23 protein-coding genes and 1 pseudogene are annotated in these 25804 nt (G+C 71.3%); 10 read left to right on the top strand and 14 right to left on the bottom strand.

What is annotated here, in order from left to right; all coding sequences use genetic code 11:
• Positions 1-3 precede the first annotated feature (3 nt).
• Together ACN9M0_RS31930 and ACN9M0_RS31925 are read left to right on the top strand one after the other, a co-directional pair.
• Complete coding sequence (locus tag ACN9M0_RS31930; RefSeq protein WP_366038939.1) at positions 4-1446, top strand: GH1 family beta-glucosidase; 1443 nt, start codon at positions 4-6, stop codon at positions 1444-1446.
• Positions 1447-1746: 300 nt separating this feature from the next.
• On the top strand, positions 1747-2667 hold the full coding sequence (locus tag ACN9M0_RS31925) for a glycerophosphodiester phosphodiesterase (protein WP_366038938.1): 921 nt from the start codon (positions 1747-1749) through the stop codon (positions 2665-2667).
• Positions 2668-2688: 21 nt separating this feature from the next.
• Here ACN9M0_RS31925 and ACN9M0_RS31920 read toward each other — a convergent pair whose 3' ends face one another.
• Complete coding sequence (locus ACN9M0_RS31920) at positions 2689-3192, bottom strand: HD domain-containing protein (RefSeq protein ID WP_399697028.1); 504 nt, start codon at positions 3190-3192, stop codon at positions 2689-2691.
• Between the two features lie 245 nt (positions 3193-3437).
• On the opposite strand from ACN9M0_RS31920, the gene ACN9M0_RS31915 reads away from it, so the two are divergent.
• On the top strand, positions 3438-4364 hold the full coding sequence (locus ACN9M0_RS31915) for an LLM class F420-dependent oxidoreductase (RefSeq protein ID WP_366038935.1): 927 nt from the start codon (positions 3438-3440) through the stop codon (positions 4362-4364).
• A gap of 9 nt (positions 4365-4373) precedes the next feature.
• Here the strand turns inward: ACN9M0_RS31915 and ACN9M0_RS31910 are convergent, their stop codons facing one another.
• Together ACN9M0_RS31910 and ACN9M0_RS31905 are read right to left on the bottom strand one after the other, a co-directional pair.
• Positions 4374-6647 (bottom strand): MMPL family transporter, encoded by a 2274-nt coding sequence (locus tag ACN9M0_RS31910; RefSeq protein ID WP_366038934.1) that lies wholly within the window; start codon positions 6645-6647, stop codon positions 4374-4376.
• Positions 6648-6786: 139 nt separating this feature from the next.
• Positions 6787-7494: a DUF2470 domain-containing protein gene (locus ACN9M0_RS31905; RefSeq protein ID WP_366038933.1), complete on the bottom strand. Its 708-nt coding sequence runs from the start codon at positions 7492-7494 to the stop codon at positions 6787-6789.
• Between the two features lie 141 nt (positions 7495-7635).
• Between ACN9M0_RS31905 and ACN9M0_RS31900 the strand changes: the two genes are divergently transcribed.
• From ACN9M0_RS31900 to meaB, 3 genes are read left to right on the top strand one after another with little or no spacing between them, the layout of a single operon-like run.
• Positions 7636-9447: a methylmalonyl-CoA mutase family protein gene (locus ACN9M0_RS31900; RefSeq protein WP_426404635.1), complete on the top strand. Its 1812-nt coding sequence runs from the start codon at positions 7636-7638 to the stop codon at positions 9445-9447.
• Positions 9447-11621, top strand: coding sequence for a methylmalonyl-CoA mutase (gene scpA / locus ACN9M0_RS31895; RefSeq protein WP_366038931.1), 2175 nt, complete (start codon positions 9447-9449; stop codon positions 11619-11621). The genes ACN9M0_RS31900 and scpA overlap by 1 nt, the downstream gene beginning before the upstream one ends.
• Positions 11618-12601: a methylmalonyl Co-A mutase-associated GTPase MeaB gene (gene meaB, locus ACN9M0_RS31890; RefSeq protein WP_426404634.1), complete on the top strand. Its 984-nt coding sequence runs from the start codon at positions 11618-11620 to the stop codon at positions 12599-12601. The genes scpA and meaB overlap by 4 nt, the downstream gene beginning before the upstream one ends.
• Before the next feature lie 130 nt (positions 12602-12731).
• Here the strand turns inward: meaB and ACN9M0_RS31885 are convergent, their stop codons facing one another.
• A complete protein-coding gene (locus tag ACN9M0_RS31885) occupies positions 12732-13172 on the bottom strand; it encodes a MarR family winged helix-turn-helix transcriptional regulator (protein WP_366038929.1) in 441 nt (146 codons plus the stop codon).
• A gap of 155 nt (positions 13173-13327) precedes the next feature.
• On the opposite strand from ACN9M0_RS31885, the gene ACN9M0_RS31880 reads away from it, so the two are divergent.
• Entirely contained in the window at positions 13328-14812 is a 1485-nt protein-coding gene (locus tag ACN9M0_RS31880; RefSeq protein ID WP_366038928.1) for an MFS transporter, read from the top strand.
• A 57-nt stretch (positions 14813-14869) separates the two neighbouring features.
• On the opposite strand, the gene ACN9M0_RS31875 is transcribed toward ACN9M0_RS31880, so the two are convergent.
• The 6 genes and pseudogenes from ACN9M0_RS31875 to ACN9M0_RS31850 all read right to left on the bottom strand — a co-directional run bounded on the left by ACN9M0_RS31875 (position 14870) and on the right by ACN9M0_RS31850 (position 20262).
• Entirely contained in the window at positions 14870-15745 is an 876-nt protein-coding gene (locus ACN9M0_RS31875) for a geranyl diphosphate 2-C-methyltransferase (RefSeq protein ID WP_366038985.1), read from the bottom strand.
• Positions 15746-15768: 23 nt separating this feature from the next.
• Positions 15769-17172: a family 2 encapsulin nanocompartment cargo protein terpene cyclase gene (locus ACN9M0_RS31870; RefSeq protein WP_366038927.1), complete on the bottom strand. Its 1404-nt coding sequence runs from the start codon at positions 17170-17172 to the stop codon at positions 15769-15771.
• Between the two features lie 96 nt (positions 17173-17268).
• Positions 17269-18681 (bottom strand): family 2B encapsulin nanocompartment shell protein, encoded by a 1413-nt coding sequence (locus tag ACN9M0_RS31865; RefSeq protein WP_366038926.1) that lies wholly within the window; start codon positions 18679-18681, stop codon positions 17269-17271.
• A 371-nt stretch (positions 18682-19052) separates the two neighbouring features.
• Entirely contained in the window at positions 19053-19394 is a 342-nt protein-coding gene (locus tag ACN9M0_RS31860) for a GNAT family N-acetyltransferase (RefSeq protein ID WP_366038925.1), read from the bottom strand.
• 49 nt (positions 19395-19443) lie between these two features.
• A pseudogene (locus ACN9M0_RS31855) lies at positions 19444-19617 on the bottom strand (pirin family protein); the annotation flags it as partial.
• A 117-nt stretch (positions 19618-19734) separates the two neighbouring features.
• On the bottom strand, positions 19735-20262 hold the full coding sequence (locus ACN9M0_RS31850; RefSeq protein WP_366038924.1) for a DUF998 domain-containing protein: 528 nt from the start codon (positions 20260-20262) through the stop codon (positions 19735-19737).
• Positions 20263-20628: 366 nt separating this feature from the next.
• Between ACN9M0_RS31850 and ACN9M0_RS31845 the strand changes: the two genes are divergently transcribed.
• Positions 20629-20823 carry a hypothetical protein gene (locus tag ACN9M0_RS31845; protein ID WP_366038923.1) on the top strand — a complete coding sequence of 65 codons (195 nt, stop codon included), beginning with the start codon at positions 20629-20631 and terminating at the stop codon, positions 20821-20823.
• A 271-nt stretch (positions 20824-21094) separates the two neighbouring features.
• On the opposite strand, the gene ACN9M0_RS31840 is transcribed toward ACN9M0_RS31845, so the two are convergent.
• A complete protein-coding gene (locus tag ACN9M0_RS31840; RefSeq protein WP_426404633.1) occupies positions 21095-21454 on the bottom strand; it encodes a hypothetical protein in 360 nt (119 codons plus the stop codon).
• A gap of 49 nt (positions 21455-21503) precedes the next feature.
• A complete protein-coding gene (locus tag ACN9M0_RS31835; protein ID WP_426404632.1) occupies positions 21504-22010 on the bottom strand; it encodes a hypothetical protein in 507 nt (168 codons plus the stop codon).
• Between the two features lie 431 nt (positions 22011-22441).
• Between ACN9M0_RS31835 and ACN9M0_RS31830 the strand changes: the two genes are divergently transcribed.
• The gene (locus ACN9M0_RS31830; protein ID WP_426405356.1) at positions 22442-23425 is read left to right on the top strand and encodes an AraC family transcriptional regulator; all 984 of its coding nucleotides are present in this window, start codon (positions 22442-22444) and stop codon (positions 23423-23425) included.
• 249 nt (positions 23426-23674) lie between these two features.
• On the opposite strand, the gene ACN9M0_RS31825 is transcribed toward ACN9M0_RS31830, so the two are convergent.
• Complete coding sequence (locus ACN9M0_RS31825; RefSeq protein WP_426404631.1) at positions 23675-24730, bottom strand: DUF5954 family protein; 1056 nt, start codon at positions 24728-24730, stop codon at positions 23675-23677.
• 242 nt (positions 24731-24972) lie between these two features.
• The gene (locus tag ACN9M0_RS31820; RefSeq protein WP_426404630.1) at positions 24973-25227 is read right to left on the bottom strand and encodes a hypothetical protein; all 255 of its coding nucleotides are present in this window, start codon (positions 25225-25227) and stop codon (positions 24973-24975) included.
• 136 nt (positions 25228-25363) lie between these two features.
• Here ACN9M0_RS31820 and ACN9M0_RS31815 point away from each other — a divergent pair, with 136 nt between their 5' ends.
• Positions 25364-25804 (top strand): hypothetical protein, encoded by a 441-nt coding sequence (locus ACN9M0_RS31815; protein WP_426404629.1) that lies wholly within the window; start codon positions 25364-25366, stop codon positions 25802-25804.

Below are 25804 nucleotides of genomic sequence, written 5' to 3'. Positions count from 1 at the left end.
CCTATGACCGCGTCCGAAACCCGGCCGCTCACCGCCACCCGCTCGTTCCCCGCCGACTTCCTGTGGGGCGCCGCCACCGCCGCGTACCAGATCGAGGGAGCGGCGGCGGAGGACGGCCGCACCCCCTCCATCTGGGACACCTTCTCGCACACCCCCGGCAGGGTCTTCGAGGGCCACACCGGTGACGTGGCCGTCGACCACTACCACCGGTTCCGCGAGGACGTCGCGATCATGGCCGAACTCGGCCTGAACGCCTACCGGTTCTCCGTCTCCTGGTCCCGCGTCCAGCCCACCGGCCGGGGCCCGGCCGTCCAGCAGGGTCTCGACTTCTACCGGCGGCTCGTCGACGAGCTGCTCGCCGCCGGGATCGAGCCGGCCCTGACCCTCTACCACTGGGACCTGCCGCAGGAGCTGGAGGACGCGGGCGGCTGGCCGGAGCGGGCGACCGCCGAGCGGTTCGCCGAGTACGCGGGGATCGTCGCCGGTGCCGTCGGCGACCGGGTGAAGCGGTGGACGACGCTCAACGAGCCCTGGTGCAGCGCCTTCCTGGGGTACGGCTCCGGGGTGCACGCCCCGGGCCGCACCGACCCGGTGGCCTCGCTGCGCGCCGCCCACCACCTCAACCTCGGGCACGGCCTCGCGGTGCAGGCGCTGCGTGCCTCGCTGCCGACGGACCGGCAGCTCGCGGTCTCGCTCAACCTGCACGAGATCAGGCCGCTGACCTCTTCGGCCGAGGACCTGGACGCGGCCCGCCGCATCGACGCCGTCGGCAACCGGGTCTGGCTGGGCCCGATGCTGGAGGGCGCCTACCCGGAGGACCTGCTCGCCGACACCGCGCACCTGACCGACTGGTCCTTCGTCCGGGACGGCGACACCGCGGCGGCGAACCAGCCGCTGGACCTGCTCGCGATCAACTACTACACGCCGACGGTGGTCTCGCACGTCCCGGAGGGCGCGGAGAAGCCGCAGGACGACGGTCACGGCAACAGCGAGCACTCGCCGTGGCCCGGCGCGGACGCGGTCGCCTTCCACCGGGCGCCGGGCGAGCCGACGGCGATGGGCTGGGCGGTCGACCCGAGCGCGCTGTACGACCTGCTGCGCCGGGTGTCCGCCGCGTACCCCGGTCTCCCGCTGGTGATCAGCGAGAACGGGGCGGCGTACGAGGACGTGGTCGGTCCGGACGGTTCGGTGCACGACCCGGAGCGCGCCGCCTACGTGCACGCGCACCTGGAGGCGGTGCACCGGGCGATGGCGGACGGGGTGGACGTGCGCGGCTACTTCCTCTGGTCGCTGCTCGACAACTTCGAGTGGGCGTACGGCTACGCGAAGCGGTTCGGCGCGGTCCGGGTGGACTACGACACCCTGGAGCGCACCCCGAAGTCCAGCGCCCGCTGGTACGCGCGGGTGGCGCGCTCGGGCGAGCTGCACGCGCCCGACGGGGCCTGATCGAGGACGGGGAAGGGCCGTGCCGGCCGCCCGGCACGGCCCTTTCCCAGGGGCCGCGCGCCTGCCGTCCCTGTTCCCGGTCGTCGGGCGCCGGCGTTCCGGTCCCGGCCGCCGCACGCCCCCCGCCCGTCTCCATGAGTCCCCCGACTCCGCGCGCCCGGCCGCGGTCCCCGACGGCACGGCTCCGGGCACGTCCCCACCACGCCGCAGCCCGGACCGTTCCGGCGAAGGGCTGGCGCCGCCGGTCGTGTCGCCACGAGCCCGGCCCGATCGACGGGGCACCCCTTAGGGTGGGCGGACATGAGAGACGCTCAACCGCCCGCCGCCCGGACCCGACGGCGCACGACCGCCGGAGCGGTCGCCGTGGCCACCGTCGTCGCGGGGCTCGCGACCGTGTTCGTCGTCGCCGCACCGCCCTCGCGGTCCGCGCCCCGCCCGGTGGCGGAGGCCGCCGCGGCGGCGAGCCCCTGGATGCGCGCGGCGGGGGCACCGCTGACCGTGATCGCCCACCGGGGCGCCCCGTCCGCGGCGCCCGAGAACACCCTGGTCTCCGACGAGGTGGCCCGGCGGGGCGGGGCCGTCTGGATCGAGAACGACGTCCAGCCCAGCAAGGACGGCGTGCCGTACATCCTCCACGACACGACCGTCGACCGGACCACGGACGGCACGGGCCCGGTACGCTCGCTGACCGCCGACCAGCTCGACGCCCTGGACGCCGGCTCCTGGTTCGCCCCCGCCTACACCGGCACCCGGGTGCCGACCCTGGCCGCCCAGCTCGCGGACCTCAGGGAGCGCGGCGGGAAGCTGCTCCTGGAGATCAAGGGCCGGCACAGCCGCGCCGAGGTGGCCCGGATCGTCCGGGAGGTCCGGGACCAGGGCATGACGGAGCGGGTCTTCGTCCAGAGCTTCGACATCCCGTCCCTGCGGTACGCCCACGAGCTGGCGCCCGAGCTGCCGCTCGGCCTGCTGCGCGGCACCCTGGACGCCGATCCCGTCGCGCTCGCCCGGGATCTGGACCTCGCCGCGTACAACGTCGCGGACGCCGCGCTCGCCACCCGTCCGGGACTGGTCGGCGACCTGCACGCGGCCGGTGTGGCCGTGAACGTGTGGACGGTCGACGCCCCGGCGCGCTGGAAGGCCCTGGACGCGCTCGGGGTGGACGGCGTCATCACGAACCGCCCCACCGAGCTGGGCGGCTGGCTGTCCGGCCGGACGAGCTGAGCGGCGCGGGCGCGACTCCCGTCAGCGGGTGGCCAGTTCGTGCAGGAGGCCGGGGTTGACCACGCGCAGGATCGTCGCGATCCGCTCGGGGTCGGCCGCCGGCCACAGCACGTCCCGGGCGGCGCGGTACTTGGCGGCGAGCCGTTCCCGCTGCTCGGGCGGCAGGGCGGCGGCCCGGTCGGCGCGGCTGTTGTGCGCGTTGTCGGCGATCTTCACGAGGACCGCCTCGGGGTCCCGCGCGATCCGGCGGAGCTTCTCCTCGTAGGCCGTGTCGGGGTCGTTGGTGACGGCTTCGACGAGGGCGACGACCCGGGAGGGGATGCCGGCGGCGCGCAGCCGCTCCGACGTCCACTCCGTGTCCTCGATGACGTCGTGCAGCAGACCGGCCATGGCCAGGTGCGGGCCGATCGGCTCCAGGCCGGCGGCGACCGCGCGGACGTGGGCGATGTAGGGGACGCCGATCTTGTCGACCTGTCCGGCGTGCGCGCGGTCGGCCAGTTCGTCCACCTCGGCGAGAGTCTTCATGTCCGCCATCATCGCGGAGACCGGTCCTGTGCCTCGTCACGGTGCCCGGTCCCGCGCATCGTCGCGGAGCCGCTCGGCGCATCGTCGCGGAGCCGCCCTGCGCCTCATCGCGGAGCCCGTTCCCGCGCATCGTCGCGGAACCGCCCTGCGCCTCATCGCGGAGTCCGGTCCGGCGGACGCGGCCGCCACATGCTGTTCACACGGAAACGGGAATGGCGGTGCCGCGACGGCCGGTTGCCGAGTGCATGACTCTTGGAGTGACGCTCAGCTCGACCGGCCGGCAGCTTCCGATCGACGACACGGTGCGGCTCGCGAGGGAGGCGTACGACGCCGGTCTGCACTCGGCGTGGTTCGGCCAGTCCTTCGCGTACGACTCGCCCTCGCTCGCCGCGATCGTCGGTCGCGAGGTGCCCGGCCTTCAGGTGGGGACGTCCGCGATCCCGGTCTTCGGCCGCCATCCGCTGCTCGTCTCCAGCCAGGCGCAGACCGCCCAGGCCGCCACCGGGGGCCGCTACCACCTCGGGCTCGCCCTCGGGACCCGGCACCTGACCGAGACCGGGTTCGGCCTCCCGTACCAGCGGCCCATCGGGCTCCTCAGGGAGTTCCTCACGGCCCTGCGGCCGCTCCTGGAGACGGGCGAGGCCGACTTCCACGGCGAGCTGCTGACCGCGACGACCCCGTACCCGGCGGCCGTCCCGGGGGCGCGGCCGCCCGTGCCGGTGCTCGTCGCCGCGATGGGCCCGCAGGCCCTGCGGGTCAGCGGTGAACTCGCCGACGGCATCCTGCCGTTCCTGGCGGGTCCGCGTGCGCTCACCGAGCACGTCGTCCCGGCGGTGACCGCCGCCGCGGAGGCGGCGGGCCGGCCCGCGCCCCGGATCGTGGCCCTGGTGCCGGGCGTGGTGACGGCCGACCCCGAGGGCGTGCGGCAGAAGGCGGCGGATGCGCTCGCGCTCTACGAGCGGATTCCCTCCTACCAGCGCGCGATCGAGCTGTCCGGCGCCGGCCGGGCGGCCGAGGTGGCCGTGATCGGGGACGAGGAGACCGTCGCCGCCGAGGTGCGGCGCTACCGCGAGGCGGGGGCGACGGAGGTGGTGTTCACCGCGACGGACCTGGGCGGCGAGGACGACCGCCGCCGCACCTGGAAGCTCCTCGGCGAGCTGTCGCGCGGCTGAGCCGCCGGGTCAGCTCCTTCCGGCGGTCTCGACGACGTCGTGACTCTCCTCGCCCTCGGTGTCCAGGTGCGGCAGGATCCGGTCCAGCCAGGTCGGTGTCCACCAGGCGCGGCTGCCGAGGAGGGTCATCACGGCGGGTACGAGCAGCAGGCGGACCACGGTGGCGTCGATGAGGACGCTGGCGGCGAGGCCGAGGCCGAGCATCTTGACGACGATGTTGTCCGAGACGATGAAGGCCGCGAAGACGCTGACCATGATCAGTGCGGCGCAGGTGATGACGCGGGCGGTGATCTCCAGGGCGTGGGCCACGCTGGCCTTCGAGTCCCCGGTGCGCAGCCAGGCCTCGCGGACGCGGGAGAGCAGGAAGATCTCGTAGTCCATGCTGAGGCCGAAGACGATGGCGAACATCATCATCGGCACGTAGCTCTCGATGGGCACCTTGCCGTTGACGCCGAGCGCGGGGCCGCCCCAGCCCCACTGGAAGACGGCCACGACGACGCCGTACGAGGCGGCGATGGAGAGCACGTTGAGCACGGCCGCCTTGACCGCGACCAGGAGTCCGCGGAAGACGATGAGGATGACGAGGAAGGCGAGCCCCACCACGACGGCGATGATCAGCGGCAGGCGGCTGGAGACGATGTCGAGGAAGTCGACCTGGGCGGCCGTGTTCCCGGTGACGTAGGTCTGCGCGTCGGTTCCGGCCACCGCCTGCGGGAGGACGTCGTCGACCAGGTGGTTGGTCAGTTCGGTCGTCTTCTCGTCCTGCGGGGAGGCCACCGAGTAGGCGGTGCCGACGAGGACGTCACCGTCGGAGGTGGCCTGCAGCGGGGTGATGAAGGCGGCGTCGGGGACGCCCGTCAGCGACTGCTGGAGTTGGGTGGCGAGGGCGGCCCGGTCGGCCGATGGCACGGCCGACTGGTCGACGACGACGGTGAGCGGCCCGTTCACGCCGGGGCCGAAGGCGGTGGAGATCAGGTCGAAGGCCCGCCGGTCGGTGAACGATTCGGGGTCGGCGCCGTCGCCGATGTGGCCGAGTTGGATGAAGAGCAGGGGGAACGCCAGGACGAGCAGGACCAGGACGCCGCCGGTCAGGAACCACCAGGGGCGCCTCTCGACCCGTTGCGCGTACCGGTGCCAGGTGCCGTGCGCGGGTGCTCCGGGCTCGGCGTCGGTCTCCGCCACGGGCTTGCGGACGTGGTAGCGGTCGATCCGGCGGCCGACGAGTCCGAGCATGGCCGGGACGAGGGTGAGCGCGGCGATGACGGCGGTGACGACCGTGAAGGCGGCCGCGAGGCCGAGTTTGCCGATGAAGGTGACGCCCGAGACCCAGAGGCCGGACAGGGCGATGATGACGGTGCAGCCGGAGACGAGGACCGCGCGGCCGCTGGTGGTGGTCGCGAGGGCGGCCGCCTCGGCGGGGTCCTTGCCGTTCATGAGGTTCTGGCGGTGGCGGGTGATGAGGAACAGCGCGTAGTCGATGCCGACGCCGAGGCCGATCATGGTGGCCAGGGTGGGTGAGACGGTGCCGAAGGTGAAGGCGGCCGCCATCAGGCCGAGCAGGGCGAGCCCGCAGACCGCTCCGAGGAGTGCGGTGACCAGCGGCATGACGGCGCCGATGACGCTGCCGAAGCCGATGAGGAGGACGACGATGGCGACGGCGAAGCCGATGGCCTCGCTGCTGCGGTCGTCGGCCGTCGGCCGGGCGAGTTCGCCGAGCGAACCGCCGTATTCGACGTCGACGCCGGCGTCCCGGAGGGGCTGGACGGCGGCGTCGACGCCGTTCAGGTAGTCGGTGCCGAGGGTGGAGGGCGCCACGCTGAAGCGGACGGTGATGTAGGCGGTCTTGCCGTCCGTGGAGAGCGGGCCGGTGTTGGGCGTCCCGGCCGGGAGGGCGGGCGGGGTGGTCCCGGGCGGCGGCAGCGGGTTCTGGGCCCCGATGACGTCGGGGAGCTTCGCCAGGGCGGCGACGGCGGAGTTGACCGCGGACGACTCCTGAGTGAGGGGTTTGGAGGGGTCGTTCAGGACGACCTGGGCGCTGTAGCCGCCGGCGGCGGGATCGTGCGCCTTGAGGACGTCGAGGCCTTCGGCCGACTGCACTCCGGGGAGCGCGAAGTCGTCGGAGAACATTCCGCCGACGGCCCGGTCGGTGATCTGGAGTCCTGCGACGGCCGCCAGCCAGAGGGCGATGACGACGAGGAAGTGGCGGGCACACCAGTGACCGAGTCGGTAGAGGACGCCTTTGGCGGGTGCTGACCGGCCCTGGGCCGGGCTTCCTGCGTTCATGGCGTGGCCGTGTACGGATAGGGAAGTCCCCGAGCGGTTTCCGGCACCGACGTCGTGCGGGCCTACGCCGTCCATGGTGCGCCTGCCGGGGCGCTCCGGCATCTCGGCGGGCAGGGTGTCGCGGGCGGGTCCGCCGGCCTCAGGTCGGCAGGTGGTCGGGGTGGGAGGCGCGGCGGGCGGCGGTGAGCAGGGCGTGGATCCGGGGCCCCGCCTGGTCGATGTCCGTGAGGGGGGTGGGGAAGGGCAGCCGGGCGTCCTGGTGGTGGCCGGTGCGGTGTTCGAGGCGCAGGGTGAGGCCGTACCGGTCGAGGGCGAGGGGCAGGGCGCGGACCATGTCCCGGTCGGGGCGCGGCCGCACGAGGCGGAGGAGCAGGGGGACGAGTTCGGCGTGGCGGTCGGCGAGGTGGGTCAGCATGGTCGCCTCGGACGTGGCCATCGGGTCGGGTTCGGTGGCCCGGATCTCGTCGAGCGTGACGAAGGTGCGCCCCTCGTCGTCCTGGAGGAGGGCCTGGCCGAACTCCACGCAGGTGCTCGTGGTCGTCTCCGAGGTGTACGGGGCGGAGAGCAGTCCCGTCAGGGTGAGGCGTGCGCGCACGCGCCGGCGGACGGGGGTGGGGGCGATGTCGGTGAGTTCGAGGCGGACGGGGATGCGCGCGGTCCGCCCGGCGGGGCAGTCCTCGGAGGGGTCGTGGAGGTGGAGGTGCCCCATCGGCCCGGTGCCGTCGAGGCGGTGGACCTCCTCGTGGAGTCCGTCGGTGACGACGGTCATCGACTGTGCGGCGGTCAGGATCGTCCGGACGCGTTCTGCGGGCGTGGGCCGCGCGGCGTGGGTGCTGAAGGGACGCATGCACGTTCTCCCGGGGTGAGATGACGGAGACGCCTCGGCTCTCCACTTAGGCGAGCCTAACCTAACTCATGGAGCGAAGAGAAGAAGGTCACAGTCGTACGCCCTCCTGATCCTTTGTCGATCTCCCCTAGCATCCGAGCCATGACGGTCCTGCCTGACGACGGGCTCTCCCTGGCGTCCGAATTCCCAGACGCGCCACATGAGCAGTGGCAACACCTCGTGGCGGGTGTCCTGCGCAAGTCGGGCAAGGAGGTATCCGGCGCCGCCGCAGAGGACGCCCTGTCCACCCTGCTCGAGGACGGCCTCGGCACCCGCCCGCTGTACACCGCGCGCGACGCCGCGCCCGACCCCGGCCTCCCCGGCTTCGCACCCTTCGTGCGCGGCGGGCGCGCCGAGGGCAACACCACCGGTGGCTGGGACGTGCGCCAGCGCCATGTGACGGCCGACAACGAGGCCGTCCTCTCCGACCTGGAGAACGGCGTCACCTCCCTCTGGCTCGGCGTCGGCGGCACCGGCCTCCCGGTGTCCTCGCTCGACGGCGTCCTCGAAGGCGTCTACCTCGACCTCGCGCCCGTCGTCCTCGACGCGGGCGACGAGACCGAGGCGGCGGCCGAGCGGCTGCTGCGGCTGTACGAGGAGCGGGGCGTCGCCCCGGAGACGGCCCGGGGCAACCTGGGCGCGGACCCGCTGGGCCACCAGGCCCGCACCGGCCGCCCGGCGTACGACCTCGCGTCCGTCGCCGGTCTCGCGCGCCGCTGCGCCGACGGCTACCCGGGGCTGCGGGCCCTGACCGTCGACGCCCTGCCGTACCACGAGGCCGGCGGCTCGGCCGCGCAGGAGCTGGGCTGCTCCCTCGCGACCGGCGTCGCGTACCTGCGCGGCCTGACGGAGGCCGGACTGACCGTCACGGAGGCCTGCGGGCAGCTGGAGTTCCGCTACGCGGCCACCGCCGACCAGTTCCTGACGATCGCCAAGCTGCGTGCCGCGCGCCGCCTCTGGGCCCGCGTCGCCGAGGCCTGCGGAGCCCCGGAGGCGGGCGCGCAGCGCCAGCACGCCGTGACCTCGCCGGTCATGATGACGCGCCGCGACCCCTGGGTGAACATGCTGCGCACCACCATCGCGACGCTCGCCGCCGGAGTGGGCGGCGCCGACAGCGTCACCGTGCTGCCCTTCGACGACGCGCTGGGCCTGCCGGACGCGTTCGCCCGCCGGATCGCCCGCAACACCTCCACCGTCCTCATCGAGGAGTCCCACCTGGCCCGGGTGATCGACCCGGCCGGCGGTTCCTGGTACGTGGAGCGGCTCACCGACGAACTCGCGCACGCCGCCTGGGACTTCTTCCAGAGCATCGAGCGCGAGGGCGGCCAGGAGGCCGCGCTGCGCTCCGGCACGATCGGCGAGCGGCTCGCCGAGACCTGGGCCGCGCGCAGCAGGAAGCTCGCCACCCGCCGCGAACCGATCACCGGTGTCAGCGAGTTCCCGCACCTCGCGGAGAAGCCCGTCGACCGCGCGCCCGCGCCCGAGCCGCTCTCCGGCGGACTCCCCCGCGTCCGGCGCGACGAGGCGTACGAGGCGCTGCGCGCCCGCTCCGACGCCCACCTCGCGGCGACCGGCGCCCGGCCCCGCGTCTACCTGGCCGCGCTCGGCCCGGCGGCCGCGCACTCGGCCCGGCTCACCTTCGCCGCCAACCTCTTCCAGGCGGGCGGCATCGAGGCCGTCACGGAAGGCACGTTCGAGGAGAGCGGCGCCGTCGAGGCCTGCCTCTGCTCCAGCGACGCGCTGTACGAGGAGGGGGCGGAGACCGCCGCCGGGGAGCTGCGCGCGGCCGGGGCCGGGCACGTCCTCCTCGCCGGGCGCCCCGCCTCGTACGCCGGTGTCGACTCGTACGTCTTCGCCGGCTGCGACGCCGTCGCCCTGCTCTCCACCGCCCTCGACCGCATGGGAGTGTCCTGATGTCCATCCCCGATTTCTCCGGGATCGAGCTCGGGGCGCCCACCGCCGACGGCGGGCCCGACGAGTGGCGCGCCGCCGTGAAGAAGGCGGCGGGCGGTGACGACCTGCTGTGGGAGACCCCGGAGGGCATCGCCGTCAAGCCGCTCTACACCGGGCAGGACCTGGAGGGCCTGGACTTCCTGGACACGCTCCCGGGCATGGCCCCGTACCTGCGCGGCCCGTACCCGACGATGTACGTCAACCAGCCCTGGACGATCCGTCAGTACGCCGGTTTCTCCACGGCCGAGGAGTCGAACGCCTTCTACCGGCGCAACCTCGCCGCCGGCCAGAAGGGCCTGTCGGTCGCCTTCGACCTGCCGACCCACCGCGGCTACGACAGCGACCACCCGCGCGTCACCGGTGACGTCGGCATGGCCGGCGTGGCCATCGACTCGATCTACGACATGCGCCAGCTGTTCGAGGGCATCCCGCTCGACAAGATGACGGTGTCGATGACGATGAACGGCGCGGTCCTTCCGGTCCTCGCGCTGTACATCGTGGCCGCCGAGGAGCAGGGCGTTCCGCCCGAGAAGCTGGCCGGGACCATCCAGAACGACATCCTCAAGGAGTTCATGGTCCGCAACACGTACATCTATCCGCCCGGTCCTTCGATGCGGATCATCTCCGACATCTTCGCGTACACCTCGCAGCGGATGCCGCGCTACAACTCCATCTCCATCTCCGGGTACCACATCCAGGAGGCGGGCGCGACGGCCGACCTGGAGCTGGCGTACACGCTCGCCGACGGCGTCGAGTACATCCGCGCGGGTCGCGAGGCCGGGCTCGACGTGGACGCGTTCGCACCGCGCCTGTCGTTCTTCTGGGCGATCGGCATGAACTTCTTCATGGAGATCGCCAAGCTGCGCGCCGCCCGTCTGCTGTGGGCGAAGCTGGTGAAGCAGTTCGACCCGCAGAACCCCAAGTCGCTGTCCCTGCGTACGCATTCGCAGACCTCCGGCTGGTCGCTGACCGCGCAGGACGTCTTCAACAACGTCACGCGGACCTGCGTGGAGGCGATGGCGGCCACCCAGGGCCACACCCAGTCGCTGCACACCAACGCCCTCGACGAGGCGCTCGCGCTGCCCACCGACTTCTCCGCCCGCATCGCCCGCAACACCCAGCTGCTCCTCCAACAGGAGTCGGGCACCTGCCGGACCATCGACCCGTGGGGCGGCAGCGCGTACGTCGAGAAGCTCACCTACGACCTGGCCCGGCGCGCCTGGAAGCACATCCAGGAGGTCGAGCAGGCCGGCGGCATGGCGAAGGCCATCGACGCCGGCATCCCCAAGCTGCGCGTGGAGGAGGCCGCGGCCCGCACCCAGGCCCGCATCGACTCCGGACGCCAGCCGGTGATCGGCGTCAACAAGTACCGGGTGGCCTCGGACGAGCAGATCGACGTCCTCAAGGTCGACAACTCCTCCGTCCGCGCCCAGCAGATCGCCAAGCTGAAGCGGCTGCGCGAGGAGCGCGACGAGCAGGCCTGCCAGGACGCGCTGGCCGCGCTCACCCGCGCCGCCGGCGGCGACGGCAACCTCCTGGAGCTCGCGGTGGAGGCGGCCCGCGCGATGGCGACCGTCGGTGAGATCTCGGACGCCCTGGAGAAGGTCTACGGACGGCACGCCGGCCAGATCCGTACGATCTCCGGCGTGTACCGCAACGAAGCAGGCGAGTCCCCCAACGTCGAGCGCACCCGGGCCCTGGTCGACGCCTTCGGCGAGGCCGAGGGGCGCCGGCCGCGCATCCTGGTCGCCAAGATGGGCCAGGACGGGCACGACCGCGGCCAGAAGGTGATCGCCACCGCCTTCGCCGACCTGGGCTTCGACGTGGACGTCGGCCCGCTGTTCCAGACCCCGGCCGAAGTGGCGCGCCAGGCCGTCGAGGCGGACGTGCACATCGTCGGGGTCTCGTCGCTGGCCGCGGGGCACCTCACCCTCGTGCCGGCGCTGCGCGAGGAGCTGGCGGCGGAGGGCCGCGAGGACATCATGATCGTGGTCGGCGGCGTCATCCCCCCGCAGGACGTGGCGACGCTCCTGGAGATGGGTGCGGCGGCCGTGTTCCCGCCGGGGACGGTGATCCCCGACGCGGCCCACGACCTGGTGACCCGGCTCGCGGCCGACCTCGGGCACGGCCTGTGATCGGTCTCGACACGTATGTGAAGGGCGTGCTCGACGGGAAGCGGGCGGTGATCGCCCGCGCGATCACCCTCGTCGAGTCGACGCGCCCCCAGCACCGGGCCCTCGCGCAGGAGCTCCTCACCGAGCTCCTGCCGCACAGCGGGAAAGCCGTGCGGATCGGGATCAGCGGGGTGCCCGGTGTCGGCAAGTCGACCTTCATCGACGCGTTCGGGACCATGCTGACCGGGCTCGGCCACCGGGTGGCGGTGCTCGCCGTCGACCCCTCGTCGACCCGTACGGGCGGCTCGATCCTCGGCGACAAGACCCGCATGGAGCGGCTCGCCGTCGACCCGGCGGCCTTCGTCCGCCCCTCCCCCAGCGCGGGCACGCTCGGCGGGGTCGCGAAGGCGACCCGCGAGTCGATGGTCGTGATGGAGGCCGCGGGCTACGACGTGGTGCTGGTGGAGACGGTGGGTGTCGGCCAGTCCGAGACCGCCGTCGCGAACATGGTCGACTCGTTCCTGCTGCTCAGCCTGGCCCGTACGGGCGATCAGCTCCAGGGCATCAAGAAGGGCGTCCTGGAGCTGGCCGACGTGGTCGCCGTCAACAAGGCGGACGGCCCGCACGAGCGCGACGCCCGCGCCGCCGCCCGGGAACTGGCGGGCGCGCTGCGGCTGATGCACGGCGCCGACGCGGCCTGGACGCCGCCGGTCCTGAGCTGCAGCGCGCGGGAGTCGGCGGGCCTCGACGAGGTCTGGGAGCGGCTGCGGCAGCACCGCGCGCTCCTCGACTCGACCGGCCGCCTCACGGCCAAGCGCCAGGACCAGCAGGTCGACTGGACCTGGACGATGGTCCGCGACGAGGTCCTCCGGCGGCTGCACACCGACCCGGCGGTGCAGGACGTCACACCCGCCCTCGAGCGGCGGGTCAGGGACGGCGAGCTGACGGCGACCCTGGCGGCGGAGGAGATCCTGAGGGCGTTCGGGGAGCGCCGGGACTGAGACGGGGTACGGGCGCCTGGACGGGATCTCCCGTCGGGCGCCCTTCTCCATGCCGGGATCAGGCGCCGCCATCCACGTCCGGGCTCAGGCGCCGGCATCCACGTCCGGGCTCAGGCGCCGGCGTCCGGGCTCAGGCGTTCTTCTCCATGCCCGGGCGCAGCCGGGCGAGCAGGGCGTACAGGGTCGCGCTGTCCTCCACGCCGAGCGTGTCGAGGGCGCCGTGGGTCGCCTGCATCTCCTCGCGGACCCGCCGGATGACGTCCCGGCCCTCGTCGGTGGCCACGACGTTCTTGACGCGCCGGTCGGAGGCGTCGGGTTCGCGGCGCACGAGACCGCGTCCCTCCAGGCGGTCCACGATCCCGGTGACGTTCGACGCGTCGCAGACCAGCAGGGTGGCGAGCGCGCGCATCGGCAGCGGGCCGTTCAGCTGGGCGAGGACCTTGGCCTGCGTGGACGTCAGCCCGTGGTGGGCGGCGGCCGCGGCGAAGTCCCGCCACTGGGCCGTGCCGATGGCGGCGAGGAGCTCAAGCAGCTGGAGCTTGGTGGGCGTCTCGGGGGTCGTCGCGCTCATGGTTCGAGCGTACTCAGGATCCTTGACATTATCAATTGTTTACTTAACCGCCTCAAGCATTTACTTGACCTCCTCAAGCATCGGGGCCTACCTTCGTCCTATTACTTGATGACATCAAAGATCTACGACCTGAAGCACCGAGAAGGCACCCACACATGAGTCACGAGACCACCCAGCCCGCCGACCCCAGGCGCGAGACGCTCGTCGTCTTCGCCCTGAGCCTCGCCGCCATGGTCGTGTCGATGATGCAGACCCTGCCGGTCCCGATCCTCGGCCTCATCCGCGCCGACCTGGGCACCTCGACCGCGAACGTCAGCTGGGTGACCACCGCCACGCTGCTCTCCGCCGCCGTCTTCACCCCGCTGCTCGGCCGCTTCGGCGACCAGCACGGCAAGAAGCCCACCCTGGTCGCCGTCCTCGGCGTCATGGTCGCCGGCTCCGTCGTCGCGGCCCTGGCGACCTCGCTCCCCCTGCTGATCCTCGGCCGCGTCCTCCAGGGCGCCGCCACCGCGATCTTCCCGCTGGCCCTGTCCGTGCTGCGCGAGGAGGTCCGCCCGCAGAAGCTGCCCGGTGCGATGTCCCTCGTCAGCGGCACCCTCGCCTTCGGCAGCGGCCTCGCCCTCGTCGCCACCGGCCTGCTCACCTCCGGCTCCGACGCCGACTACCGCAGCGCCTTCTGGATGGCCACGGGCTTCGCCGCGATCGCCCTGCTCGCGGTCGTGTTCCTGGTCCCCGCGACCCGCCACAAGACCGGCGGCCGCACCGACTTCCTCGGCGCGCTGACCCTCGGCGTCACCCTGCTGCTCCTCCTGCTGCCGATCTCGCAGGGCCACGAGTGGGGCTGGACCTCCGGCCGCACCCTCGGCAGCTTCGCCGCCGCGGCCGTCATGACCGTCGTCTGGGTCTTCACGGAGCTCAAGGTCCGCGAGCCCCTCGTCGACATGAGGATGTTCGTGCACCGGCCGGTGCTCATGGCCAACCTGGCCGGCATCCTCGTCGGCTTCGGCATGTTCGCGAACTTCCTGGGCGTCTCGTACCTCGTCCAGATGCCCGAGGCCCTCACCGGCTACGGCTTCGGCGCGTCCATCCTCCGGGCCTCCGTGCAGTTCCTGCTGCCCGGCGCGATCGTCTCCCTGCTCGCCTCGCCGATCGGCGGCAGGCTCGTCCGCCACCGCGGCCCGCGCACGGCACTGACCCTGGCCGCCGCGCTCGGCGCCGTGGGCTTCGGCTGGCTCGCCCTCGACCACGGCCACACCGCCTCGGTGATCGGCGCCGGAGTGATCGTCGGCGCGGCCGTCAGCTTCGGATACGCGGCCATGCCCGCCGTCATCATGGCGAGCGTCCCGCACCACCAGAGCGGCATCGCCAACGGCATCAACTCCATCTCCCGCTCCACCGGCAGCGCGATCGGCAGCGCCGTGGTCACCACGATCCTGGCCTCGAAGACGATCGAGCACCTGCCCGCCGGCGTCCCGGCGCTGCCCGCCGAGTCCGGCTTCACCCTCACCTTCGGGATCGGCGCCGTGGCCTTCGCGCTCGTCGCGGTCATCGCCCGCGTCGGCCTGCGGGCCGGTCAGGCGCCCCGTACCGAGCGCGTGAGCACCCCGGCCGCCGAGAAGGAGACCGTGTCCGCCGCATGACGTGACACGAAGGGCGGGCCCGTCGGACGACGGGCCCGCCCTTCTTCGTACGTCGGGTCAGACGCGGTCGGCCGCGATCAGGACGTACTGGAAGGAGCCGTCCTTGTACGACTCGATGAACGCCTCCTCGATGCCGGTGACCAGCGAGGACGTGGCCCGCAGCTCCCAGTAGGGCAGGGTGTCCGGGGTCAGGTCGATGACGGCCTGCGGGACGAGCCGGTTGTCGGCCATCGCGCGCAGGTACTCACGGCGGGAGTGGATGTTGCACTCGAAGTGCGCGTTGATCTGGGAGACCCACTTCGAGGGCTGGCCGTACCTCGGGTTCCAGCAGCCGGTGATCGTCACGTAGCGGCCGCCGACCTTCAGGAAGCGCGCGTGCTCGGCCATGAGGTCGTCCAGGTCGACGTACATGCTCGACTCGTTGTTCCACGAGGCGGCGATGCTGCCCTTCTCGAAGGGGGTGTCCAGCATGTTGCAGACCTGCGCGCGGACATGGCCCTCGATGCCCAGCTCCTTCGCGCGCCGGTTGCCGAACTCGGCCTGCGTGGAGGAGAGGGTGACACCTTCGACCTTGCAGCCGAAGCGCTGGTGGGCCATGACGCTCGAACCGCCGCGGCCACAGCCCGCGTCGACGAGGGTGTCCTCGCTGCCGATGACGCCGAGGTGGTCCAGGAGGACCTCGGCCTGGGCCGACTCCAGGCGGTGCAGCTCGGTGATCAGCTTCTTCTCGTACTCGCTGTCCTCGACGTCCCCGAGGCCGGCGTGGTCGACGGCGCCGATGCCGTAGTGGTGGTGGTACAGCCCGTCGACGTCACCCAGGCGCAGGTTCACGGGCCTGGCCTCGGAGTTCCAGTAACGGGCGATGTCTCCCTGGTACGGCGTCGCCGGGCCGGGAACGAACGCGGAGGTGCCGTTGACGGTGGGGAGCTCAATGTTGGTCACAGATGAATCCGTTCTTACCAGAAATCGGGCAGGCTGTAGCGGTACGTATTGGTCTGGTGCCAGTAGTGGTTGCCGTCGACCCACACGGCCACTCCCCGGAGGAAGCGGAGCACGCTCGGGACGGGGCAGGCGGCGGCCAGTTCGGCGGACGCGGCCTCGAAGTCGCGCATGAGGTCGTTGTGGACCTCGACGGCCTTCAGATAGGCGTCCTTCTCCGAGAGGGACTCCCGGTCGGCGAGCACCACGGGCAGGTTCATGTGCCGGCCGGGGCTCGCGAGTTCCTTGGTGTACGAGTACAGGTCGTTGACGATGGTGCTGGCGTTGCCGGCGAGCGCCAGGACCCGCTGCATGGCCGGCTGGGCGTGCAGGTCGGCGGGCAGCTCGTAGCCGCCGACGGTGTCCGTGATGGTGGGGCAGGGGCGGAAGTTGTTGAACTGCCGCATCACCAGGTACTCCCACACCTCCGGCACGTGGTCCGTCTCGGCCCACGCGGCCTCGGCGAGGTAGCCCATGTGCAGCCGGGCCATGTCGTGCCGGAACCGGTCGGCCTGCGACGGCGTCGACAGCCGGACCAGGTACTCCATGGCCGAGCGGTAGGCGCGCCGGGGCGCGTCCGCGTGGAGCGACTCCGCCCACTCCGGCTGGTACTCCGCCGTGGAATGCAGCGGGTCCAGGGCGGTGTGCGCGAGGAGGAGCCGTCCGCCCAGGCCGATGGGCGAGCCGCCGTGGTCCTCGCAGTAGCAGTCGTCGACGGCGTTCTCGGCGACCATCAGCCGGGTGGCGACCATGAGGTGCTCGATGGTCGGGGCGTCCGGGTGGCAGGCCACCATGTAGCGCCCGACGGAGAACCCGTCGAACTGGCCCTCCCAGTCGTCGGGGTAGAGCTGGACCTCGTCGACCGCCCAGGACTTGATCCGGCTGCTGACCTCCGCCACGCGCACCGGGTCGGGCTCCGGCACCGGGTGCCAGTAGAGCCCGGGGATGATGAGGGCGTCGGCCGGAGCCGACGGCTCCAGGTGCGCTCCCGCCGCCGGGAGTTCACCGCGCGGGGCGAGGGAGAGGCCCGCCGTGCCCAGACCGGTGGGGCCGCGCAGGATCCACTCCGGGCCGGGCGCTTCGGCCCCCGGGTGTACGTCCACGGGCGCGGCCCCCGTCACCGGGGAGGTGCCGAACGGCAGGGTGGGCGCGGAGGGCAGGACCGACCGGGCGACGCCGGGTTCGGCCACGGGGGCTTCCGTGCCGGTTCCGGCGGGCGTCCCGGCCGGTGCCTCGACCGGGACCTCGGTGGGGATGTCCTGCGGGTGCCCGAGGGCGAGGGCCTCGGCGCGGGCCGCCGCGGCGGCGAGGACATGGGCCCCGAAGTGGGCCGCGGCGCCGGGCAGGCTGGACTGCAGAGGGGAAAGCCCGGGATCGGGCATCCGTGACTCCTTGGAAAGAGGGGTGGGCCGTCCCGGACTCCGGGCATGCCGACCCGGCCCGGGTGGTCCGGGTGACGGTGGCCTGCGGGGCGGGGGCTAGTCGCGCCTGCGCGCGATCTGCACGTTCTCCAGCACGCCGAGCGCGTTCGGGACCAGGACGGCGGCGGAGTAGTACGTCGTGACGAGGTACGACATGATCGCCTGCTCGCTGATCCCCATGAACCGCACCGACAGGCCCGGCTCGTACTCCTCGGGCAGGCCGGTCTGGCGCAGACCGATCACGCCCTGGTTGTCCTCGCCGAGACGCATGGCGAGGATCGAGCTGGTGTTCTCCTTGCTGATGGGGATCTTGTTGCAGGGCAGGATCGGCACCCCGCGCCAGGCCGGGACCTGGTGCCCCTGGAGCTCGACGGTGTCCGGGTAGAGGCCGGCGCGGTTCCACTCGCGTCCGATCGCCGCGATCGTCCGCGGGTGGGCGAGGAAGAGCTTGGTGCTGCGGCGGCGGCAGAGCAGCTCGTCGAGGTCGTCCGGGGTGGGCGGACCGGAGTGCGGCTGGATCCGCTGCTTGAAGTCGGCGTTGTGGAGCAGGCCGAACTCGCGGTTGTTGATGAGCTCGTGCTCCTGGCGCTCGCGCAGCGCCTCGATGGTGAGCCTGAGCTGCTCCTCCGTCTGGTTCATCGGCCCGTTGTAGAGGTCGGCGACCCGGGTGTGGACCTTGAGGACGGTCTGGGCGACGGAGAGTTCGTACTCGCGCGGCTTGAGCTCGTAGTCGACGAAGGCGCCGGGGATGTCGGCCTCGCCCTTGTGGCCGGCCGACATCGCGATCTCGGCCTCGCCGTACTTGTTCTGCCGCTGGTCGGGCAGCGAGCTGAACTCGTGGATGTGGGCCTGGAGGCTCGGCGCCGAGGAGAGGATGTTCGCGAAGTCGGCGCGGGAGAGGGTGAGCAGGGTGCCGGAGGTCTCGGCGGTCGCGGTGTAGTCCCAGCCGGCGTCGCCGTCCAGCAGGGCGTTCTCGCCGAACCGGTCGCCGTCGGCGAGCGTGGTGACGGCGACCTCGTCGCCGTACTTGCCCACGGAGGTCTGGCTGATGCGGCCGTGGGCGATCAGGTGGATCTGCTCGGCGGGCGCACCGCGCTGGACGAGGATCTCGCCGGCGTTGAAGTCGCGCTGGACGCACCGGTCGGCGAGCGCGTTGAGCACGTCGACGTCCTCGAAGCCGCGCAGCAGGGCCAGTTCGCCGAGCTCGCGGGGGATGACGCGGACGCGGCCACCGTCCTGGACGAACTCGATGCGGCCGTCGCCGACGGTGTAGCTCAGCCGGCGGTTCACCCGGTAGGCGCCGCCCTTGGTCTCCACCCAGGGGAGCATCCGCAGCAGCCAGCGGGAGCTGATCTCCTGCATCTGCGGGGCGGACTTGGTCGTGCTGGCGAGGTTGCGGGCGGCCGCGGTGCTCAGACTGGACTGCCGGGGCGGCTCCAGCTGTACGTCCGGGCGGTCGTCAACGGTCATCGAGCGAGCTCTCTTTCGCAAGGGCGGCGATCGGCGCAAGGACACAGAAAGCCGGTGAAAGAAGATAAAAGGGGGCGAAGATCCGGGAATCCGTCCAGATCTCGGGGAACAGTAACGGCCGCCGAGCCCGCCTCGCTCAGAGAGTCCGAGGGCATTAACTCCTTGCAGTGATCTTGCTCGAAATGATGTTTATCCAGGTGACCGGCCGGGTTCCGGCCAACCCTCAGGGAGTCGGCCAGCGACGCGCCTGGGGCTCGTCGATTCGGTCGCCCGTTCGGCCCCCCGAGTCGGGGGGCCTACGGGCCCGCGCACGCGCGACCGGTCCATACGGGGGAAGCTTTCGCCGTCGCGTGCGTCGTGTTGACGGGGGGTCAGCGCTTCAGCTGTCCGTCCAGCCACTCGACGACCTCGGGAGTCACCGGGTCGGTGATGTCGGCGAACTCCTCGTGCTTCTTCAGGAACTTCGCCACGTACGGGCAGACGGGGACGATGCGCATCCCGGACGCGCGGACGTCGGTGAGGGCCTGCTCGACGAGGATCGCGGCCAGACCCTGGCCCGCATAGGCCTCGTCGACCTCGGTGTGGAAGAAGACCCGCCGGTCGTCACGGTCGCGGTAGGCCGTCAGGCCCGCGCGCTCGCCGTCGACGAGGATCTCGTACCGGTGCCGGGGGTCGACCCGCCGGACGACGGGGGTGGCGGCCTGCTCGGTCATGGGAGTGCCTTTCGTGTGGTGGAGCTCGGGAACGGGGAGGAGCCGCGGGTCAGCGGCGTGCGGGGTTCTTTCGGGGTGCGATGCGGGCGTTGGGCAGGGCCGGGGCGGGGAGGCGCTCGCCGGGGTGACCGTCCACCTCGCCGAAGCGGTCGGAGGCCTTCTCCCACTCCTCGCGGGCCTCGACGATGTCCTCGTGGCTGCGGCCGATGAAGTTCCACCACAACCCGCGTGGACACCGCATCATCACAGGTCAGCGACCCTTACGCCAGGCAGGGGTCAGCAAGAGGTCAGCCTCAGCGCCTGGCTGTTCCCGCAGGCGTCCAGCCTGCGTGTGACGCAGTCATCCGCCGATCCCCGGCCAGGGAGACGGGCCGGGGATCCACGGGCAGGCTCCGGACAGGGAGCTGGAAGAGTGCGAGCGCCGGCGGCGGCGACTGTCGAGGCGGTCATCGAAACCTGCACGGGACGGCCTGCCCGCACCGGAGTTCACGATGAGGGAGAGCAGGTCGTGCGCACCCCCTGCAGGAGTGCTCCGCTGAAGCTGGTCAGGAGTGCCGGGAGGGTAACCGCTGACCGGATCCGTCCGGAAGATACCCGCACCCAGAAGGCCGACCGCCCATACGCCGATCAGCACCGCACCCCAGCGGGAAGGCCCGATCCGCCACAGGCCCACAGCGAAGAACAACGACAACAAACCCGCGAAGAGGAAGTTGGCGGTCTGCACCCACCCCGCACGGCCAAGGGCGAGCGAGCTGACGGGATGGCGGAGCGGCTTGTAGTCCGCCCGCATGGCACCCGCCAAGAGATAGACGACGGTGAAGAGAGGGCCGACAGCCACCCCGTAGGCAAGCAACACTTGACCACCCATGACGTCAACCTATGTTGACACCCTGGGTGATGTCAACATAGGTTGACATGAAAGTGGACACTGGAAGATCAATCACGGACGGCAACCCCGGCCGCGGCGGTGAGCCTTCTTGCTCATGCCCAAGCGATCTCCCCGCATCTCCGAGCCGCCGCTGCTGGAGGGCCGCAGAACGCTCAGTGGCGTGAGCGTCCTGTTCGAGAGCTGGTCCGTGACGGTGGGACCGTGCGATCAGTGCCACACCTGGTTCAGGCCTCCGTTGCCAGGCTCCGTGTACGTGCGCGAGCCGTCGCTGTCGAGGTAGAAGCCGGCCACCCGGTCGGCGCCCCGGTGCTGGAGCTTCCAGCCGTTCGGTCCCCCTTCTCCGGCATGGGCGCGAACCTCGCCATGCGCGACGGCGCCGGCCTTGCCCAGGCCCTCGCCGCACACGCCGCCGTCGACGACGCCGTCACCGCTTACGAGAAGATCCTCATTCCCCGCTCCGTCGAAGCGGCCGAGGGAGCTGCTGAAGGCATCGCCGGCGCCTTCGCCCAGACAGCGCCAAGCAGACCCTCGCCCACATGACCACCCACCACCGACGCCCACCCCCGGGTTCCGCCCAATCCCCCTGCAACAGCGGCGACGGCGGGGTGTGTCGGCGTCAGCGAGGCCGTCGGCCAGCAAGCCGCACTCACCCCTCAAAACAGGACCACGCATGCCAAGCCGGCCCCTCCATACGGCTTGCCTCTGTGGGAGCCAAGCCCCTGCCTGCCCCGCGGCCGGGGCAGAGACGGCGCGTGGGGGTGGTGGTCTCGGCTGCGTGAGCGGAGACCACCACCCCCACGGGCTGTGAGCCCTAGCTGTGGATGAACCACCAGTCGTCGGCCTGGTTCGGCTCGACGTAGTCCAGCCGCTCGGACACGGTGACGTCGCCGACGCAGCCCTCACTGTGGTAGCCGACCCAGTGCAGGTCCCCCTTCCACCACCAGCCGCCTATGTAGTTGTCCTTGACGGGGGTGCTGAAGCAGGCGGTGGTGTATACGCCGTCCTGGTTCCATCCGGCCACGCGAATGGAATAGGTGGAGCCCACGGTGTCGTAGAAGCGCAGCTGCTGGCCGCTGCCTCCGGCGAACGCGGAGCCGGAACCGAGAACGGCGAGGGCCGCACCGGTGGCGGCCACGGTGCCGATCTTGGCGAAGGTGGTTTTGACGCTCATCATCTTCCCTTCCGGGGTGGAGGTACGGCAGTCGGCGCGGTCAGTGCCGTCAGTGCCACACCTGGTTCAGGCCTCCGTTGCCAGGCTCCGTGTACGTGCGCGAGCCGTCGCTGTCGAGGTAGAAGCCGGCCACCCAGTCGGCGCCCCGGTGCTGGAGCTTCCAGCCGTTCGGCGTCCAGATCTCCTCCCACTGCTGCCACCAGTTGCCGGCCTGGCAGGTCTCCAGGTAGACGAGGGTGTTGTAGGACGTCAGGCACATGTTGACGTCATGACCGTTCACCGTGTCGTCGGGACGGAACGTCCAGTACTTGCCGTCCACCGACACCTCCTTCCACTGCGACCAGCCGTGGTAGGACGTGTCGCAAGGCCCCGGCGGGTCCAACCGGTAGTTACCGAAGACGTCGTTGCCCCAGTTGAGGCACTTGCCCGTCGCGGCGTTCTGCCAGTGGACGGTGTCGCTCTGAGTCGCGGCCGATGCCGACGTGGACATCGTCAACGCGAGCGCCGGAGTTGCCACGGCGATCGCAACCATCCGGGCTATTGCATTCTTCAGCATGAACGTGCCAGCTCCTTGTTCGAGTCGAACGGAGAATGATGTGGCAGCCGGTGGTGATGCAGGGGAGCTTCCGCAGGAACCACCAGCCCTTGAGGCTGTGCTCCGAAGCGCCTCGGCGATCGTCCTCGTGGCCGCTTGATCCGCCGCTCACTCTTCCAAGTTCCGACGCACTGGGCATTGGCACGCAGTGCACAGTGTCTTGACGGTCAGTCGACCCCCCGCTCGCGCCATGGGAACGGCGACCGGTGAAGCCTCCGAGGGCCGCTGGTTCGACCAGCCTGCCGCCGCCCCACCACCCATGGGTGAATGTTGAATTACCGGTCGAGCGGGAAGAGGTTTCCGGTTCAGCCCCCCACGGCCTGCCCGGAAGCAGCCAGGGACCCAAAGAACTCCCTTGCACGGGCCGCTTCCACGGGTGTAGATCCGTGATCATGCTGCCTGAGATGACGTTTCGCAGTGCCGAATTGCCACCTGCCGACCGGTTCGAGTGCTGGCGGGCCCTCATGTCGGAGACGCATGCACCCATGGACATGCGGAGTGAGTGCGCTGCCGATTTCTGGGTGAACCAACGAATCGTTTCACTCGGCGAGATAACCGTCTACCCTCTCGAATGCATTCCCCTCACCTTCCTTCGCACGCCGAAGCTGATAGGGCGGTCAGATCCCGAGGCCTATCATCTTTCACTCGTCAAACGTGGGGGCGGAATGGTCACCTTGGGCAAGGAGACCGTCGCGCACAGCGCGTTCAGCTACCACACCAGCGATACCTCACGTCCGTTCGAAATCATGACCGGCCGAGAATCCTTCGAGATCATCGGAGTCGAGGTACCCAAAGCCCTCCTTCCGCTGCCCCCACGTACCGCCAGCCAGATCATCGGCAAGCACATATCGGCGCGAGACGGAATGGGAGCCCTGCTGGCCATGTTCCTCAGCCAGGTGACGAGAGACAGCCACTCCTACCACCCGACCGACGCCCCGCGCCTGAGCAGCGTTCTGGCCGACCTCGTCGCCTCGCTCTTCGCCGGCGTCCTCGACGCCGACCGGTCCTTGACACCGGAGACGCACCGACGGACCTTGGCGCTCCAAATCATGGCCTTCATTCGGAACAACGCCGACGACCCACAGCTGGATGTCCCTGCGATCGCCGCCGCGCATCACATATCCGTCAGCTATCTCCACCGTTTGTTCCAGCGGGAAGGAAGCGGCGCGACGGTCGCGGCATTCCTGCAACAGCAACGACTCGCGCGAGCGCGCCGAGACTTGACCGATCCCCTGCATCAGGGGGTGCCCGTGCACGCCATCGCCGCCCAGCGGGGCTTCAGCCACGCGTCCGCGTTCAGCAGGGCATTCCGCGATGCTTACGGCATGCCCCCCGCGACTTTCCGCAGGCAGTTTCTGGGAATCGAACGCTCATAAGATGGAATCGCCACGGTTGGACGTGTCGCCCCCGGCCTGACACGACACCCGTGCCAGGCCGGCTCGACAACCTCGAAGACAGTGGCCTGGCCTCTGTCGCCGGCCTCGCCAGACCCCGGCGCGAGGACCGGCAAGCCGCGGCCCAGATCTTCGTTCGCCGGAGCGCCCGCGTTTACCCCACCGCCTGCCCGCCGGCACAGGCGTGCTGAACGGTGGGTCAGCCGGCTGCTGGGACGGGGCATCAGGGGGTCAGGAGGCGGTTTCGTCCTCTGCGGGCTGTTCGACGTGGACGGTGCCGTGCTCGTCAAGGCGCGGGTGGAGGACCTGAGGCGCGTGGGTGTTGATGTCGGACGGACGAGGGCCTTCCGGTCCGTCGGGGCCCCAGCGCAGCAGACGGCGGGCGCGGGCGATCCGGGAGACGGTGCCGTGGACCTCGACCTGGTTGAGTCGGCCGACGCGGAGCCGTTCCGCGGCCTCGGCGAACACCGCCAGCTCTCCGACCGTGGGGCCGGTGTTCTCGGCGACGACCGTGCGGGCGTCGACGTCGCTCTCGGCGTCGTAGGGGATCAGGCCGCGCCGGCGCGGTTCCAGCCAGGTCAGGGCGAAGGCCAGTGTCCGGCGGGCGTCGTGGGCGGTGGCTTGCAGGCCGCTGCCCGGTGTCCAGGGCTCGTTGCCGGACCGCTCGACGATCAGGAACGCCGTCGGCATGAGCAGCACGTCGGGGTGGGTCTCCAGGGCTCGCGCGGAGTCGTGCAGTACGGAGTCGGGGAATCTGGTGCCGGTGTAGGCCAGGGAACGCAGCGACAGCCGCTCCGCCGCCTGCAGAGGGGAGAGCGGGGCGTCCGGGTCCAGGACGAGGTCGTCGTCGACCCTCGGACTGCGGGCGCCGGCGCCGGGACTCCAGTCGGGGGTGAGGGGTTCGGGATCGGTGGGCCGTGGTGTTTCGATGTCGCCGTGCGCGTCGATGGCCGCGTACTCCTCGGCTCGCACCACGCGGTAGCGGGTGTCGAGCACAGTGAGCTCGTCGACGTACTCGTTCTCCAGCCGGGCGACCGCCGCCAGAAGTGCACGCCGTTCCGCCGGGCTCTTCGCGTCGTCCTTCGCCCGGAACCAGAGCAGGGAGTTCAGGCCGTCCCGCGCCTGCTGCGGGCAGCCGTGGGTGACCTCGACGACAATCCGCCACCGCGGTCCGTCGTCCTTGCTCTGCGCGGCCACCCCGAACAGCGGGCCCCGCACGACCAGGGCGCTGTGGCGCACCGCCGCGTCGACGGCATCGGCCTCCATCGCGGCCTCTACCGGCTCCACCGGAACCCTCACTCGCACCGGCCATCCAACCGGTTCCGCCTCCTCTGCGCTCATGAAGCCATCGTGGCGGTAAACCGGGCGTTCACATCACGGATTCACCAGATCGTGCGTCCTCGACAGATCGCTCGGGACGCTGGGCTCCTACAGGCCGATGGAGACGAAGCGGGGGGCTCTCGTCCGGTGGCACCGGCAGTGCAGGAGGTCCTGGTAGCCCTACGACACCTCTCCGCCGCCGGGATCGACTACCGCACCGCACCGCCGACAAGACCGCCCCACCTGAACGCGAAGAAGACGAGACCCTCGCCGCGCTGCAGGCCGGCCTCGAAGCGGCGACGGCAGCGGCGAAGTCGGCGGGGAAGCGCCGTCTGGACCCCATGGCCCGCCGCCCGCTCCTGCTGCGCCAGGCGACGCTCGCCGACCGCCGCGCCTACTCCACCGAGCCGGAGCACCTGCGTGACGCCGCCACCGTCACCCGGGTCGAGTACGTCCTGAACCATGGCGAGGCGCTGCGACCATGGCAGCCTGCGGAAGGCCGAAGGGCACCTCGGACGAGGCAAGTTGAGACATGGTCAGACATGGTCAGATTCGAGCTAGAGTAGACATTTCCAGCCAACATATTTCCCTGGGGGATCCTTGCGCCTCAAGACCAGCCTCGTCGCCACCGCCGCGGCTCTGGCCACCGTAGTCACTCCGCTCCTCGCCAGCCCCGCGGCCGCGGCCTCCGGCACTGAGGCAACGGTTTCGACCAACTCGTACTACGGGCGGATGGTCATCGGCTGGGGGATCAACCCCTACCGTCTCGACCCGATCCAGATCGTCGCCCAGGACCGCGCGACCGACGGCTACGTCGTCGGCATCCGCCTCATCACCAACGGCGAAGCCGGCCACAAGGTCTGGTCGATGCGGACCGTGCCCAGCGGCCAGACGACCGCCTCGTGGAGCACGTACCTGCAGGCCGGCTGGATCGACAACGCCTACTTCGAGGTCTGCAAGATTGGCGCCAGCAGCGGCGTGATCGCGAGCTGCGAGGCCTCTGCCGTGATGAACAACCCGTTCGACGACTCCTCCATGTAG

The organism is Streptomyces sp. R-07 (assembly GCF_049913175.1).
GTDB lineage: Bacteria > Actinomycetota > Actinomycetes > Streptomycetales > Streptomycetaceae > Streptomyces.
This window is presented reverse-complemented; position numbering and strand designations above follow the sequence as displayed.

Coding starts and splice junctions, on each gene's coding strand:
- ACN9M0_RS31915 (WP_366038935.1), top strand. CDS start 3,438: ATGACTCTTGGAGTGACGCTCAGCTCGACCGGCCGGCAGCTTCCGATC.
- ACN9M0_RS31900 (WP_426404635.1), top strand. CDS start 7,636: ATGACGGTCCTGCCTGACGACGGGCTCTCCCTGGCGTCCGAATTCCCA.
- ACN9M0_RS31870 (WP_366038927.1), bottom strand. CDS start 17,172: ATGCCCGATCCCGGGCTTTCCCCTCTGCAGTCCAGCCTGCCCGGCGCC.
- ACN9M0_RS31820 (WP_426404630.1), bottom strand. CDS start 25,227: ATGGTTCAGGACGTACTCGACCCGGGTGACGGTGGCGGCGTCACGCAG.
- scpA (WP_366038931.1), top strand. CDS start 9,447: ATGTCCATCCCCGATTTCTCCGGGATCGAGCTCGGGGCGCCCACCGCC.
- ACN9M0_RS31860 (WP_366038925.1), bottom strand. CDS start 19,394: ATGACCGAGCAGGCCGCCACCCCCGTCGTCCGGCGGGTCGACCCCCGG.
- ACN9M0_RS31850 (WP_366038924.1), bottom strand. CDS start 20,262: ATGGGTGGTCAAGTGTTGCTTGCCTACGGGGTGGCTGTCGGCCCTCTC.
- ACN9M0_RS31865 (WP_366038926.1), bottom strand. CDS start 18,681: ATGACCGTTGACGACCGCCCGGACGTACAGCTGGAGCCGCCCCGGCAG.
- ACN9M0_RS31880 (WP_366038928.1), top strand. CDS start 13,328: ATGAGTCACGAGACCACCCAGCCCGCCGACCCCAGGCGCGAGACGCTC.
- ACN9M0_RS31840 (WP_426404633.1), bottom strand. CDS start 21,454: ATGAGCGTCAAAACCACCTTCGCCAAGATCGGCACCGTGGCCGCCACC.
- ACN9M0_RS31920 (WP_399697028.1), bottom strand. CDS start 3,192: ATGAAGACTCTCGCCGAGGTGGACGAACTGGCCGACCGCGCGCACGCC.
- ACN9M0_RS31885 (WP_366038929.1), bottom strand. CDS start 13,172: ATGAGCGCGACGACCCCCGAGACGCCCACCAAGCTCCAGCTGCTTGAG.
- ACN9M0_RS31845 (WP_366038923.1), top strand. CDS start 20,629: ATGGGCGCGAACCTCGCCATGCGCGACGGCGCCGGCCTTGCCCAGGCC.
- ACN9M0_RS31835 (WP_426404632.1), bottom strand. CDS start 22,010: ATGCTGAAGAATGCAATAGCCCGGATGGTTGCGATCGCCGTGGCAACT.
- ACN9M0_RS31830 (WP_426405356.1), top strand. CDS start 22,442: ATGCTGCCTGAGATGACGTTTCGCAGTGCCGAATTGCCACCTGCCGAC.
- ACN9M0_RS31925 (WP_366038938.1), top strand. CDS start 1,747: ATGAGAGACGCTCAACCGCCCGCCGCCCGGACCCGACGGCGCACGACC.
- ACN9M0_RS31910 (WP_366038934.1), bottom strand. CDS start 6,647: ATGAACGCAGGAAGCCCGGCCCAGGGCCGGTCAGCACCCGCCAAAGGC.
- ACN9M0_RS31905 (WP_366038933.1), bottom strand. CDS start 7,494: ATGCGTCCCTTCAGCACCCACGCCGCGCGGCCCACGCCCGCAGAACGC.
- ACN9M0_RS31930 (WP_366038939.1), top strand. CDS start 4: ATGACCGCGTCCGAAACCCGGCCGCTCACCGCCACCCGCTCGTTCCCC.